The sequence below is a fragment of the Bacillus ectoiniformans genome, assembly GCF_016908875.1.
GTDB lineage: Bacteria > Bacillota > Bacilli > Bacillales > Domibacillaceae > Bacillus_BX > Bacillus_BX ectoiniformans.
This window is the reverse complement of sequence record NZ_JAFBES010000005.1, coordinates 1-13,983: the sequence shown is the minus strand read 5'-3', so window position 1 is coordinate 13,983 and position 13,983 is coordinate 1. Positions and strand designations below refer to the sequence as shown.

Genomic DNA, 13,983 nt, shown 5'->3' with positions numbered 1-13,983 from the left:
TCTAATGGATCGCCGTAACATTTATTTTTACCACACCAATGAACAAGGCTTGCTTGAAAAAGTCGAAGAATTGAAAGCGCTTGCTGAACGCTATGAATTCAATGTGATTGAAGACCCTAAGCAGGCTAATGTGATTATCAGCATCGGCAGCGATGGAACATTTCTACAAGCGGTGCAGAAAACCGGCTTTAGAGAAGACTGTCTGTACGCAGGCCTCTCTACTACAAATCAATTAAATATGTATTGTGACTTTTATGTAGGCGATACATCGAAAATGATTGATGCAATGACAAAATCCCAAATGGAAGTTCGCCGCTACCCGACGATCAGCATTACGGTTGATGGAGAGTCTAACTTTCATTGTTTAAATGAATTTAGTGTAAAGACGAGTGTGATTAAAACGATGGAGATGGATGTCTTTATCGATGACCTGCACTTTGAAACTTTTCGAGGTGACGGAATGATTATCGCAACACCAACTGGCAGTACAGCGTATAATAAATCCGTCAGCGGGGCAGTCGTTGATCCGCTCATCCCATGTATGCAAGTGAGTGAACTCGCCTCTTTAAATAATAATCGCTACCGTACGCTTGGTTCATCCTTTATCTTAAGCGGAGATCGTTCTTTAACTTTTAAATTCTCTAAAGATAGCAACACATACCCGATTATGGGCATTGATAATGAAGCATTAAGCGTCCAGCACATTGAAGAGATCAAAATTGAGCTAGGCGAAAAGAAAATCAAAACATTGAAGCTAAAAGATAATTCCTTCTGGCAAAAAGTTCAGCGGACGTTTCTGTAAATTATATTGACCTTCTCGAAGGATCATTCACAAAAACCAAAAAACTGCACCTTAGACAAGCTAAGGTACAGTTTTTTTATGCTGATTTTTCATTGCTTACTAGCAATTGTCTTCGTTGATACCATTTTGTTTGAGATAATGAGAAGATCGCAAGCGCCGACCAGATAAATGAAAACGCGGTCAGCTGAACAGATGTAAACGGTTCATGATAAACGAAGATCCCCAGCAGCAAGGTCATGGTCGGAGTAATATATTGTAGAAATCCGATCATATACAATGGGATTTTTTGCGCTCCTTGTGCAAACAGCAAGAGTGGAACAGCCGTAATCATCCCGCCTCCGATTAAAAGAATGTCCGTTTCGGCCGAGCCTGAAAAAAGAGATACATTCTCTTTATTAAATAAATAGCCTAAATACAGCAAGGCGAACGGCGCAACAGCTGTCGTCTCTAATGTCAGTCCAATCGCCGCATCCACTTTGATCATTTTCTTTGCCAGTCCATAAAGCGCGAATGTGACAGCAAGCCCGATTGACACCCACGGAAACTGTCCATAAGAAACCGTTAATACTAGCACACCGGCAGAGGCCAGCAAAAATGATAGAATCTGTGCTTTTGACAGCGCTTCTTTTAAGATGAACACGCCGAGCAGTACACTCATCAATGGATTAATATAATAACCCATGCTTGTTTCAATAATTCGCTCATTATTTACAGCCCAAATAAATAAAAACCAATTGCTTGTCACTAATAAGGAAGCAAGAACCAACGCACCCGCACGTTTCGGGTTCAGCTTCATGTCTTTCAGTGTTCCTTTTAAGTGTTTGACTTTACCGGTGAAAAACAGGAACAAGACCATAAACACAAACGACCATAAAATTCGGTTTGCCAATATTTCGTCCGCCGTTACATGCTCAAGCATCTTCCAATAAACCGGAAAGAGACCCCAAATTAAATAAGCCAATCCTGCATAGACAATGCCTGCTTTCAACATTGAATTCATCTTCCCACCTGATTTCTTTCTAGTCTCGAAATAAAATTAATTATACTCCCTTTGACTGACAAAACCAATAGTTTGTTTTGCACTTTTCAAAAGTTACAAAGCTTTTGTTTTCACACGAAAAAACAAAGAACGCTTAAGAGCGTCCTTTGTTTTCATACGTCGATTATTATACAGTTTCTGCTTCCATTTTCCGCAATTCTACGCGACGGATTTTTCCGGAAGTTGTTTTCGGTAATTCTTCTACAAATTCTACTTTTCTTGGATATTTATATGGTGCCGTTAAGTCTTTCACATGATTTTGAAGTTTTTCCACTAGACCAGGATCGTTCGCATCTACTCCGTCTTGAAGAACGACGAAAGCTTTTACAACATGACCACGAATTTCATCCGGGCTTCCAACAACCGCACACTCTTTGACATCAGGGTGCTTGACTAGCGCATCCTCTACTTCAAATGGTCCAATTGTATAGCCTGAGCTGATAATGATATCATCGCCGCGGCCTTCGAACCAATAATAACCATCTTCATCCATTTTCGCTTTATCGCCTGTCAGGTAGTAGTCTCCACGGAACTGCATAGCCGTTCTTTCAGGATCTTTATAATAATTCTTGAACAATGCTGGCGTATCAATGTGAACAGCGATATCTCCAACTTCACCGACAGGACATGGCTCTCCATCTTCATTAATGATTTCTACGCGGTTTCCTGGAGTTGGTTTACCCATCGATCCAGGCTTTAACTCCATCCCTTTAAGGACGCCGACTACCAGCGTGCTTTCTGTTTGGCCATAGCCATCGCGCACTTCCACGTTGAAATACTTTTGGAATGTATCGATAACTTCACGATTTAACGGTTCTCCCGCTGAAACAGCACTGTGAAGGTGCTCTAAGTTATAATCTTTTAAGTTGTCTACTTTTACAATTAACCGGTACTCAGTTGGCGTACAGCAGAGTACGTTAATTTTGTTGCGGTCTAGCAGCTCTAAATATTTCTTAGGCTCAAACTTGCCATTGTATACGAAGCCAGTCGCCCCAGATCCTAATACAGATAAGAACGGACTCCATGTCCATTTTTGCCAGCCCGGACCTGCAGTAGCCCACACAACATCTTGATCTTCAATAGCCAGCCAATGTGCTGCTGCTGTTTTTAAGTGAGCATAGCCCCATGCATGTGTATGCACGACGCCTTTAGGATTTCCTGTCGTTCCAGAAGTATATGGAAGGAAGGCGATGTCATCTTTAGACGTATCAGCCATTTCTAACTCGCTTGATGCAGACGCCATTTTTTCTTCTAATTTCATCCATCCAGCAGACTCGCCGCCAAATGCAAATTTAACCATTTCATCAATTTTATCCGTTTTATTAAACTCTTCCGTAAATGGCGCATAGGAAATGATCCCCTTTACTCCTGCATGCTCAATACGGTAGTTCAAGTCCTTTGTACGCAGTAGCTCAGAGCTAGGAATGATGATCAGCCCTGTTTTTAGAGCAGCTAAAAAGACTTCATAAGCTTCGATCAAACGCGGCACCATAATGAGTACAGGATCCCCTTTTTTCAACCCGTTCTCAAGGAAAGCGTTTCCAATCTTATTCACATTTTTCATCAAATCAGCATATGTAATCTCTTTTGTTTCCCCTGATTCGTTCTCCCATTTTAAAGCTAGTCGGTCAGGATCTTTCGCAAATTTCTCTACTTCCATGACAATATTATATTGTTCAGGAGCTAACAAATCTTCTCTTTTCATCCTAATTCCCCCTTTGTTTGTTCTTTTTGATTATACTAAATCTTTTAAAATATTGGAATATTTTTGTGGTGCATTTACAAAAAAAAAGACTAACTAGTCTTAAATTTAATTTTCATCATAAAAACAGATCCTTCTAGCTAGTACAAGGATCTGTTAAAGATGGCTATAATAAATCAGCAAATGAGTCGTTTTCACTTTTTTCTTTTGGTAGGACGAGCATCTCCGTTTGATCCACCGCTTCTTGTATCATTTCATCAAAGTCAGTAAAACTTTCATAGTACTTTACTTTTTCAAGCTTTGGACGTGTTTTAGGTGAAGGCGCTGTAAAGATCGTGCAGCAGTCTTCGTACGGCTGGATGGAGATGTCATGCGTATGGATGCTTTGAGCAACATCAATAATATCCAGTTTGTCCATCGCAATTAATGGCCTTAAGACGGGGGTGGACGTCACTTCATTAATGGCCAGCATGCTTTCTAATGTCTGGCTGGCTACTTGTCCTAAGCTCTCACCTGTAACCAGTGCTAATCCGCCTTGTTTTTCGCGGATCTTGTCAGCAATCGTCAGCATCATGCGGCGCGTCGCTGTCATGGTATAATTCTCTGGTACTTGAGCCTGAACCTTTTCTTGAATAGCTGTAAAAGGAACAATGTGAAGCTTAATTGATGTGCCGAATTTAGTCAGCACTTCAGCTAAATCAATTACCTTCTGCTTCGCTCTTTCGCTCGTATAAGGAGGGCTGTAAAAATGAATCGCTTCTATCTCTACCCCTCTTCTAAGCATATAGTAGCCTGCTACCGGGCTGTCTAGTCCCCCAGAAAGCAGAAGCATCGCTTTTCCTCCTGTGCCTATTGGAAGCCCCGCTGCTCCTTGATACTTCTCACAAGATAAATACACGCCTTCCGCACGCACTTCTACCGTTAGATTAATATCAGGATTCTTGACATCAACCTTTAATGCTTCCATATTTCTTAAAACATGCGCACCGACTTCACGATTAATCTCATTCGTTTCGTATTCGAAGCTTTTATCCGAACGTCTAGCAGTGACTTTAAATGTCATTCCTTCAGTAAAGCTTTTTTGGACGAGTGATAAAGCGGCTTCTTTGATTGATTCTATCTCTTTATCTGTCCGGACCACCGGGCTGAAAGACTGGATGCCAAATACGTTTGACAGCGAATCCTTGACTGCATCAAAAGGAGTGTCATTTAGATGAATGTACATTCTGTCACGTGTGCTCTCAATCTTAATATCTGAGTGATCTTTCAGCACATGGTAAATATTTTGGCGCATTTTCGAAACAAACTTTTTTCGGTTTCTTCCCTTGGTAGAAATTTCACCATAACGAACTAATATTCGATCATAATTCATCACTGTCACCTCTGGACTTTCGTTATTTTTGGAACGACTTCTTTTATGTGATGGATAAACATTTGTGCTTCATCTATCGTATTTTCATAAGTTAGACTTAGACGGATGCTGCTTGATGCCTCTTCTAATGAGATTCCCATCGCCATTAGCACGGTGCTTGGTTTATTCTGTTTAGAAGAACATGCACTCGTGGTAGATACATATATATCCCTTTCCTCGAGAGCATGGACGAGCACCTCCCCTTTTACTCCCGGCACTGAAAAGTTAAGAATATGCGGCGCGCAGTCAGTGTCAGGGGTGTGAACCACATTGCCCTGGTTCGTCAAATTACTTCTTAAATACTGCTGAATTTCTTTCATCTCATCAATTGAATGGATGCGGCGTTCTTCCGATATCCTTAAAGCTTTCGCCATTGCGGCAATCCCGCCTGTATTTTCAGTTCCGCTGCGCAGATTGCTTTCCTGGTTTCCTCCGGATAAAAGCGGGGAGATTTCTACACCCGATTTCTTGTATAAAAGACCCGTCCCTTTCAGTCCATGGAATTTATGAGCTGAAATGGAGCATAAGTCCACATGACATTCTTTTAAATCAAGCGGCACCTTCCCTCTCCCTTGAACATCATCTACATGAAATAAAACCTTAGGGTACTTTTTAAGCAATTGACCAATCTCTTTAATAGGCTGAATGGTCCCGACTTCATTATTCACATGCATGACAGTAACAAGGATGGTTTCGTCAGTTAAAGCCGTCTTGATATCTTGAACTGAAACTCTCCCTTTCGCATCAACAGGCAAATAATCTACTCGATAGCCAAGTCCTTCTAGCTGCTTGCAGGCATTGATGACAGAAGGATGTTCAGAGCTTGCGGCCAGAATATGTTTGCCTCTATTCTTGTAATATAGGGCCGCTCCTTTAATGGCAAGATTATTCGATTCTGTACCTCCTGAAGTAAACACGATTTCATCCGGCTTCACGTTCAACTGATCCGCTAATTGCTTGCGAGATTCAAGAATGAGCCGCTCAGCCTGCATTCCGTGCTGATGAAGAGAGGAAGGATTGCCGAAGAAGCGCTCATTGACTTTCACAAACGTCTCAAGAACTTCTTTATATGGTTTAGTTGTCGCACTGTTATCAAAATAGATCATATTAAGCACCCACTTGCTTCCGCTATTTTATCAACTTCTTATCTTATCACAGCCAAATGTGAATGAAAACCACACGATTGTTTTCTCATTATTCTTTTAATTAGTAAATTCACACCTTTATGTGATATTATTTTCTCTTGTAAAGTTTACACGTGAATTAGGAGGTCTTTATGACTAATAAAACCCTCACAACCAAAGAAATGATTACAATTGGGTTTATGCTATTCGCTCTGTTTTTAGGAGCTGGAAATATGATTTTCCCACCGTTTCTCGGACAGCAGGCGGGAGAAAATGTGTGGCTGGGGATCGCCGGATTTTTAATTACAGGTGTAGGATTGCCTTTACTCGGGGTGATTGCCATTGCCAGGAGCGGAGGAAGCGTCCAGACAATTGCCAGTCGCGTATCGCCTCTTTTTGGCATCATCTTCACCGTCGTCATGTACTTAGCCATCGGCCCGTTTTTCGGTATTCCGAGAACGGCTACTGTCGCATATGAAATTTCAGTTCTCCCTTTTTTATCTGAAAATTTAAATACTAATGGGAGTCTTTTCGCCTTCAGCGTCTTCTTTTTCGTTATCACTGCATGGCTCGCGATGAATCCCACTAAGCTAGTCGATCGAATCGGAAAGATTCTTACGCCCGCTTTACTAATCATCTTAGCCTTGCTTGCAGGGAAGAGCATCATCGATCCGATGGGAGAATTAAAAACACCTGCTGAAAGTTATCAGACTGCACCTATTTTTAAAGGGTTTATTGAAGGCTATTTAACCATGGATACGATTGCTGCTCTCGTATTCGGCATCGTGATCATTACAGCTATTAAAGAAAAAGGCATTGAGTCAAACAAAGAGGTCACTTCCTTATGTATTAAAGCGGGATTCATTGCCGCAACCGGACTGGCTCTTGTGTATTTATCTCTTTCCTTTATTGGGGCAACGAGTTTGGATGCCATTGGAGCAAAGGAAAATGGGGGGGCTATATTATCACAGGCTTCTAAGCATCTATACGGAGCCGGGGGTTCGCTTATTTTGGCTTTAGCGATATTTTTTGCATGCATCACCACCTCAGTTGGATTGGTGTCAGCATCAGCACAGTATTTCAACCGTTTACTTCCTGCTTTATCATACCGGGCTTTAGTATTGATCTTATCCATCTTTAGCCTGTCTATTGCGAATGTGGGGCTGACACAGCTTATCGCGATTTCACTGCCGGTTTTGATTGCAATCTATCCCTTAGCCATCGTACTCTTGCTGCTTTCCTTTATCGATTCATTCTTTAAAGGCTATGCCGCTGTTTATATTTGCGCATTGCTGCCTACTGCAGCCGTCAGCGTGCTAGATGGCTTTGCTACAGCTGGTTTCGATGTAAGCTTTGCAGCTAGTTACCTTGATTTCATCCCATTATTTTCTGTTGGCATCGGCTGGTTTCTTCCGGCCATTGCAGGAGCGGCAGCCGGCTATATACTTGCAGAGGGATTAGGATTTAAGAAAGTTCATCCCCGTGTTTAATCAAAAAAAGCATGCATTTGCACGCTTTTTTTGATTAACGAAACGTATCCATTCCCCAAACAAAAAACCGCCAGATGTGGCGGTTTTTCCCGTTATCTATTAGCTCGCAACTGATCCTCGAGCTGTTTGAGCCCTTTAGGATCTACTTTATCAATAGCCGTTGCACCTTGTTCAAGCGCAGTCCGGTAATCATAATTTCTAAAAGCAAGCTCCGCTTGGCTAAGCTGTGCGGCAACGTTTGGATGGGATCTTCGATATCTGTTTCCATATTGAATGATTCGCTCCGCAAGTTCCGCTTGATCGATCATTTCTTCCGTCTTTTGCTCCAAGTTTTTCACTGCTTCAATGGCCTGTCCCAGCTTTTCCTGTACCATCTTCATCGTCAATGGCTTTTCATTTAAACATTGAACCACTTCACTAATCCGATGCTGCGATTCTTCAGTTAAAGACTGGTAGTATTCAGGCACCCCTGGCATATTGCTTTTCTTGATCATGCGGAAGATATCATTAATTCTTTTTCTCAATTCATCTAATTGGTTTCGTGCTTCCATCTCGTCTTTTCTAAGCGTTTGTAAGAACTCAGCAAAACTTTTTTGTTCTTTTTTCATTTCTTTCAGCTGAACATCAATTTCTTTTAATTCATCATGTAAAAAAGAGTAGGCTGTTCTCTGTTCAGTAATTCTATGATGAAGCAGCTCATACTTTTTGCCAATTCGATAGATTTCTTCTTCAAATTTACGCGGAACGTTCCATTCGTCTTTCGCCAATTGATAGCTTTGCTGAACGGTTTCCGTTTCTGCCTGCAAATCTTCATTATCATCTTTCAAATCTTCGATGGCTTCTCTAGTCGATTGACTGTTCTGAACGACATAATGCTTAGCTTCCACTTCTTTTTCAAGAAGGTCATAAAAGAAATCAATGCTGTCTTTGACGTCATTAACTCCTGCTTCTACTTCTTCAATCTCCGTTTTGACAATATAGTCGAAGTAAGCTTGAAGCTGAGTCCGCAAACTGGTGATTTCCTTTTCAAACTGCAAGTGATCCAGCAAATACCCTTGCTGAGTCATTTCCCTGTACCCGCCTTCTATTTCATCAAGCTGGGAAGGAAGCAGACTAGTTGTTTCAGATAATAAAATCGGAATTCTCTCCATCTTATGTAAGATCTGATTCATATCATGATGAAGCTTAAGTATAATTTCTCTCGCTTCAAGATAGTTCCCTTCATCTGTTAAATGCTCGAACTTATCGAATTGAGAGGACAAAGCATCTAATTGAATTTCAAGGACTGAAGCGGCTTTACCGAACGTGTGACGATGAGCAAGCAATCTTTTTCTTGCTGCTCTCTGCTTATCCTTAATCTCTTCACTTTCTGTGCGGTTGCGTTCTTCACTTCCCATTAATTCATCCAATTCAGACAAGATGCCATTAATTTTCGCTTCTGACTCTTCTAGCTGAAGGGCTATTTGCTGGTTCTTTTCTTTTGATTTGCCAAACCTGAGTTTATCAAGGTACTCTTCTGATTCAAACAGCATTTCATCTACAGATGCGAGTTCCTCTGTCACGATCTCATCCCAAGTCTGACGCCATCTGTCGAACAGCTCCTCTGTCTGCCCTGTCATATTTAACCGCTTAATTTTTGCTAGTTCATTGTTGACCGGACGATGCATCAATTCCACTTTCTTTTTTTCAAGCTCGTCCATCTCTTTATCAATCTTTTTTCTATTTAAAAAGGCTATTATTAATAGAATGCTTACTATTAACACGGCCCCAATGACAAACTTCATCATAAGCCCCCTGTTCTTCTGCCTAAAAAATTCCGTATCATTATTAATCAGCATTAATAAATTTGTATCCTTTTACTTGTTTAAAGAATATTCTCAAAAAGTTTTCTAGTATGTTTAATGATACCATGTAAATGACATTTATTGACGAGAAATTTCTTTTTTTTTGACGTATGGTGATATTTTTTTTGATACACTTACAATATACCGCTCAAAAGGGGGAACCACAAATGAAAAGGGATGGACATATACATACTCCGTATTGCCCTCATGGGACATCTGATTCCTTTGAATCATACATAGAAGAAGCCATTGAACAAGGGTATCAGCAGCTGACTTTTACTGAGCACGCTCCTTTGCCTGAAGGGTTTGTGGATAGTACGCCGACGAAAGACAGCGGAATGAAACGTTCTCTGTTAGATTCGTATGTCTCTGCATTGCAGATGGCCAAAAAAAATTATCAAAACGAGATCGATATTAAAATCGGCCTTGAAGTAGATTATATTGAAGGATTTGAACGTGAAACGACTGAGTTTCTTAATGAATATGGCCCCCTGCTTGATGACTCGATTCTTTCTGTCCATTTCTTAAAAAAAGGGGACAGCTGGCATTGTATGGATTACAGTGCGGAGCTATTCGAGGAGATGATCCACCTCTATGGCTCAGCTACGGCCATCTATGAAACTTACTTCCACACGGTCGCTCAATCAATTAAAGCTGATCTTGGGATTTATAAGCCGAAACGAATCGGCCATATTACGCTCGTTCATAAATTTCAGCACCGTTTCCCATGCGAAAAGAACTTCACGAGTGAACTGCGGGATCTTTTGCTTGCAATAAAAGAGAAGGGATATGAACTAGATTATAATGGAGCCGGTGCAATCAAACCTTTATGTCAAGAAGCCTACCCTCCCATCCATATCGCTCAGGAAGCATATAAACTGGGTATTCCGCTTGTCTATGGCTCTGACGCTCATCAAGCAAAAGACATCGGCCAAGGCAGAAGCAAAATGGATTTATCTCTTTTAAATGAATGATATAATAATGGATCATATAGAAAGCTGGTGAAATTATGTTTCAAACATCTATGTATACTGGATCAAAAAAAGAGCAATACCAGCTCGTAATTAAACAGCTGCATGCCCTGCTTGACGGAGAAACGAACCTGATTGCCAATTTAAGTAATGCGTCTGCGCTTCTTAATCAATTTTTAGATCGCGTAAACTGGGTAGGTTTTTACTTAAATGAAGGCGGCGAATTAGTGCTTGGCCCTTTCCAAGGACTGCCTGCTTGCGTTCGCATCCCATTGGGCCGCGGCGTTTGCGGAACAGCTGCGAAAGAGCAAACGACTCTTCGGGTAGCAGACGTTCACGCATTTCCTGGCCATATTGCCTGCGATGCTGCCTCTCAGTCCGAGATTGTCGTTCCGCTTGTTAAAGAAGGACGTTTAATCGGTGTGCTTGATATTGACAGCCCAGACAAGAACCGATTTGATGAAACAGATGAAGAAATGCTAGAAGCTTTTGCTGCTGCATTAGTGACTTATTTATAACAGCTAATATTGAACGGCAAAAAGAGAACTGATGAATCGTCAGCTCTCTTTTTGTTTTTCCTTATGCAGATTGTAGCTTTCATGTACTGTCACTTTATTTTTCCCGGACTTTTTAGCCACATACAAAGCTTCGTCTGCCCGGTTAAATAATTTCTTTACGCCAATTGCTTCACTAGACGACCAATAGGATACGCCGCAAGAAATAGTAATAGCAGGCTCCGTCCGGCGAGCTACATTTTTCACTAAACTTTCCGCTGTTTCAATCCCAGACTCAAGTGAACGCCCCGGCAAATAAATAGCCAGCTCTTCGCCTCCCCAGCGTGCTGCTATATCTTCACCAGCTGAATGTTCTCTCATTAGATCCGCTACTTGAATGATGATCTCGTCACCTACTTGGTGACCATGTGTATCGTTCACTTGCTTAAAGTTATCAATATCAATAAGCAAGAACGCACCTTGACCATCTTTATTCATCGAACCGGTGATGCATTCATCGAGGTAGTTTCTTGAATAAAGCTTGGTTAAATGATCAGTGACCACCAGTTTCTCCAGTTCCTCCCTAAGCATGGCATTGCTTAGTGCGAGTGTAGAGTGATGAATCAACGACTGAAGCAATTTATACATTTCAAATGTAAATCCATACGGCTCGGTCTTTAAGACAATACAGAATCCTTTCAGACGCTCTCCTTCAACCATAGGCACAGCCATTAAAGATTGATAGTCACCTGCATCTTCAAGCTTGGCGTCGAGCTTGCCAATAAAGATGGATTCCTTCTCAACTATAATTCTCTGTACAATATATTGAACATATTTTTCCCCGTCCCGCTGTTGAAAGAGCTCACTGCTTCCCGGAAGCACTTCGTATTCGCCATCCTTTAAGAAGACAAAGCCGACAGCTGCCGCGCCAAATGACGTAGAAATTTGCTGCTGAAGAAATTGTGTCGTATCAGAAAAGCGCACACTAGAATTAAGCTGATGCGAAGTTTCATTAATAAGCTGCAAGTCCGTGATTAATCGTCTCGATTGTTCATAAAGTTTCGCTTTTTCAATTGCACTTCCGCCAGTGTTCGCTAAAATCCGAATGAACTCTTTTTCATCCTCCTGGATATTATGCTGGTTAGGCACATTTACTTGCAGGACACCATAGACCCCCTGCTTTCCTTTAAGAGGGGCATATAAAACAGCCGACTGATCACAAGACCGCACTTCGAGTTGAACAATGCCGCCAATATAGGAGGCCATTGCTTCCTCACTGGCCAAATCAAAGTTAAAATGTTCAATAGGCAGATCACGATACCGGTCATCTATAGCCAATAAAAAGGAATACGTATAGGCAGGAAAAACCCTTTGCAAGGTGGACAGAATTTCTCCCAGCACATACTCAATATTCATGGAAGAATGGAACTTTTCGGTCACATTAAACAATTCCTTATAGCGTTCTTCATCGCCTTTCGCATAATCAATGTCTTTAGAGCGCCGAGAGAAACGAACACTTTCTTCAACAAAAAGAAGCAGTTCCTTGTCAGCGACAGAGTTTAAAAACGATGATTCCACATCAAGAAAAAGATAAGCTTCCACTAATTCCTCTTCACAAATTAATTGAAACCCTGCATTCATCCCCTGAATAAATGGGAGATTCCTGTGAATCTCTTCTTCTCTTAGATAGGGTTTCTGAAAACTGGCGCGAAGAAGATTCAGCTCCTGCTCAGAAATGACTTTCCCTGAGCAAGAACCTTCAGAGCCTGATACGCATAAAAGCTCGTATCGATCTGTATGAAACAAAGAAGAAACAACCTTCAGCCATTCCTGCTCCCATCTTCCTGACTTAACTATCAGCTTTTGACGGTAGACAAAAAAATCATACAGCAATGCTTTATATTTAATGATTAATTGATTATTATTTTTATACATTCGCTGATCACCTGCATTTCATTATAAACAGATTTCTATTCACCGCCTGAACAAAAGCAGGCGCTGTATAATGTAAGTGTTAAAGCTGCGGAAAATTATTACGCACGAACCATTTCTTGTTTCTATTATAACACACATCATGCGACTAAAGTTTCATAAATGAGAGTTGTTTTATTTTCTTTTTTCTATGCTGCTTGACAGAGTCCTTCGTAAATAATATACTATTCTTTGTGTAAAATATTGCAGCCTAAGTGAACACCTTTATGAGTCATTTTGTTCCTTTTATATAAAAGGTGCATCGCGTAACCCTGAGCTGCTGGGGCGATGGTGCATGAAAACAAAATGATGTAATTGCTGTCTCACCCGGTTTTTATTTTACAACAAAATAAAAACATTAAAGGAGGAGTCATATTATGGCTCGTTATACTGGCCCAAGCTGGAAAATTTCCCGCCGCCTAGGAATCTCACTAAGCGGAACTGGTAAAGAATTAGAAAAGCGTCCTTACGCTCCTGGACAACACGGTCCAAACCAACGCAAAAAAATCTCTGAGTACGGTTTACAATTGCAAGAGAAGCAAAAACTTCGTCACATGTACGGAGTAACTGAGCGTCAATTCCGTAACTTATTTGATAAAGCTGGTAAAATGAAAGGTGTTTATGGTGAAAACTTCATGATCCTTCTTGAAACTCGCCTTGATAACCTTGTTTACCGTCTTGGTTTAGCTCGTACTCGCCGTCAAGCGCGTCAGCTAGTTAACCACGGTCACGTTACTGTGAACGGACAACGCGTTGACATTCCTTCTTACCAAGTAAAACCTGGTCAAACAATTGGCCTTCGCGAAAAATCTAGCAGCTTAACAATCGTTAAAGAAGCAGTTGAAGTAAGCAACTTCGTACCTGAATACTTAACTTTTGATCAAGACAAGCTAGAAGGAACTTTCACTCGCCTTCCTGAGCGTTCTGAACTTCCTGCTGAAATTAACGAAGCTCTTATCGTTGAGTTCTACTCTCGTTAATCTTAGACAAGTACTGAGTCACATCAGAAAAACCCTTGAAATGTCGACATTTCAAGGGTTTCATAGTGTTGAAAAACACCTTAGGCAATAGACAAAATCTAAAATTAAGATTAAAATCCTTCTCATCAACTAACATGAGAGGGATTTCCTATGTA

At 41.0% G+C, this 13,983-nt stretch carries 11 protein-coding genes; 5 read left to right on the top strand and 6 right to left on the bottom strand.

Annotated elements, in window-relative coordinates; translation table 11 throughout:
- Positions 1-4: 4 nt before the first annotated feature.
- The gene (locus JOC78_RS08600; protein ID WP_204554207.1) at positions 5-802 is read left to right on the top strand and encodes an NAD kinase; all 798 of its coding nucleotides are present in this window, start codon (positions 5-7) and stop codon (positions 800-802) included.
- Between the two features lie 76 nt (positions 803-878).
- On the opposite strand, the gene rarD is transcribed toward JOC78_RS08600, so the two are convergent.
- The 4 genes from rarD to JOC78_RS08580 form a co-directional block, all read right to left on the bottom strand.
- Positions 879-1,802 (bottom strand): EamA family transporter RarD, encoded by a 924-nt coding sequence (rarD, locus tag JOC78_RS08595; RefSeq protein WP_204554204.1) that lies wholly within the window; start codon positions 1,800-1,802, stop codon positions 879-881.
- 166 nt (positions 1,803-1,968) lie between these two features.
- Complete coding sequence (mbcS, locus tag JOC78_RS08590; protein ID WP_204554203.1) at positions 1,969-3,546, bottom strand: acyl-CoA synthetase MbcS; 1,578 nt, start codon at positions 3,544-3,546, stop codon at positions 1,969-1,971.
- 163 nt (positions 3,547-3,709) lie between these two features.
- Complete coding sequence (gene thiI, locus JOC78_RS08585) at positions 3,710-4,915, bottom strand: tRNA uracil 4-sulfurtransferase ThiI (protein ID WP_204554201.1); 1,206 nt, start codon at positions 4,913-4,915, stop codon at positions 3,710-3,712.
- 5 nt (positions 4,916-4,920) lie between these two features.
- Positions 4,921-6,060, bottom strand: a complete 1,140-nt coding sequence (locus JOC78_RS08580; protein ID WP_204554199.1) for a cysteine desulfurase family protein — start codon at positions 6,058-6,060, stop codon at positions 4,921-4,923.
- Positions 6,061-6,230: 170 nt separating this feature from the next.
- On the opposite strand from JOC78_RS08580, the gene brnQ reads away from it, so the two are divergent.
- Positions 6,231-7,568, top strand: a complete 1,338-nt coding sequence (gene brnQ, locus JOC78_RS08575) for a branched-chain amino acid transport system II carrier protein (RefSeq protein WP_204554197.1) — start codon at positions 6,231-6,233, stop codon at positions 7,566-7,568.
- Between the two features lie 92 nt (positions 7,569-7,660).
- Here brnQ and ezrA read toward each other — a convergent pair whose 3' ends face one another.
- Complete coding sequence (gene ezrA / locus JOC78_RS08570) at positions 7,661-9,352, bottom strand: septation ring formation regulator EzrA (protein ID WP_204554195.1); 1,692 nt, start codon at positions 9,350-9,352, stop codon at positions 7,661-7,663.
- Positions 9,353-9,579: 227 nt separating this feature from the next.
- Here ezrA and hisJ point away from each other — a divergent pair, with 227 nt between their 5' ends.
- Both hisJ and JOC78_RS08560 read left to right on the top strand, forming a co-directional pair.
- A complete protein-coding gene (hisJ, locus tag JOC78_RS08565) occupies positions 9,580-10,386 on the top strand; it encodes a histidinol-phosphatase HisJ (RefSeq protein ID WP_204554193.1) in 807 nt (268 codons plus the stop codon).
- 35 nt (positions 10,387-10,421) lie between these two features.
- Positions 10,422-10,901, top strand: coding sequence for a GAF domain-containing protein (locus JOC78_RS08560; RefSeq protein ID WP_204554191.1), 480 nt, complete (start codon positions 10,422-10,424; stop codon positions 10,899-10,901).
- 39 nt (positions 10,902-10,940) lie between these two features.
- On the opposite strand, the gene JOC78_RS08555 is transcribed toward JOC78_RS08560, so the two are convergent.
- Positions 10,941-12,812 (bottom strand): sensor domain-containing diguanylate cyclase, encoded by a 1,872-nt coding sequence (locus tag JOC78_RS08555; RefSeq protein WP_204554189.1) that lies wholly within the window; start codon positions 12,810-12,812, stop codon positions 10,941-10,943.
- A gap of 413 nt (positions 12,813-13,225) precedes the next feature.
- On the opposite strand from JOC78_RS08555, the gene rpsD reads away from it, so the two are divergent.
- Entirely contained in the window at positions 13,226-13,828 is a 603-nt protein-coding gene (gene rpsD / locus JOC78_RS08550) for a 30S ribosomal protein S4 (RefSeq protein ID WP_204554187.1), read from the top strand.
- The last annotated feature ends 155 nt before the right edge of the window (positions 13,829-13,983 follow it).

What these genes read in the sequence shown, in the direction of transcription:
- JOC78_RS08600 (WP_204554207.1), top strand. Translation starts at nt 5, where the DNA reads ATGGATCGCCGTAACATTTATTTTTACCACACCAATGAACAAGGCTTG.
- rarD (WP_204554204.1), bottom strand. Translation starts at nt 1,802, where the DNA reads ATGAATTCAATGTTGAAAGCAGGCATTGTCTATGCAGGATTGGCTTAT.
- mbcS (WP_204554203.1), bottom strand. Translation starts at nt 3,546, where the DNA reads ATGAAAAGAGAAGATTTGTTAGCTCCTGAACAATATAATATTGTCATG.
- thiI (WP_204554201.1), bottom strand. Translation starts at nt 4,915, where the DNA reads ATGAATTATGATCGAATATTAGTTCGTTATGGTGAAATTTCTACCAAG.
- JOC78_RS08580 (WP_204554199.1), bottom strand. Translation starts at nt 6,060, where the DNA reads ATGATCTATTTTGATAACAGTGCGACAACTAAACCATATAAAGAAGTT.
- brnQ (WP_204554197.1), top strand. Translation starts at nt 6,231, where the DNA reads ATGACTAATAAAACCCTCACAACCAAAGAAATGATTACAATTGGGTTT.
- ezrA (WP_204554195.1), bottom strand. Translation starts at nt 9,352, where the DNA reads ATGAAGTTTGTCATTGGGGCCGTGTTAATAGTAAGCATTCTATTAATA.
- hisJ (WP_204554193.1), top strand. Translation starts at nt 9,580, where the DNA reads ATGAAAAGGGATGGACATATACATACTCCGTATTGCCCTCATGGGACA.
- JOC78_RS08560 (WP_204554191.1), top strand. Translation starts at nt 10,422, where the DNA reads ATGTTTCAAACATCTATGTATACTGGATCAAAAAAAGAGCAATACCAG.
- JOC78_RS08555 (WP_204554189.1), bottom strand. Translation starts at nt 12,812, where the DNA reads ATGTATAAAAATAATAATCAATTAATCATTAAATATAAAGCATTGCTG.
- rpsD (WP_204554187.1), top strand. Translation starts at nt 13,226, where the DNA reads ATGGCTCGTTATACTGGCCCAAGCTGGAAAATTTCCCGCCGCCTAGGA.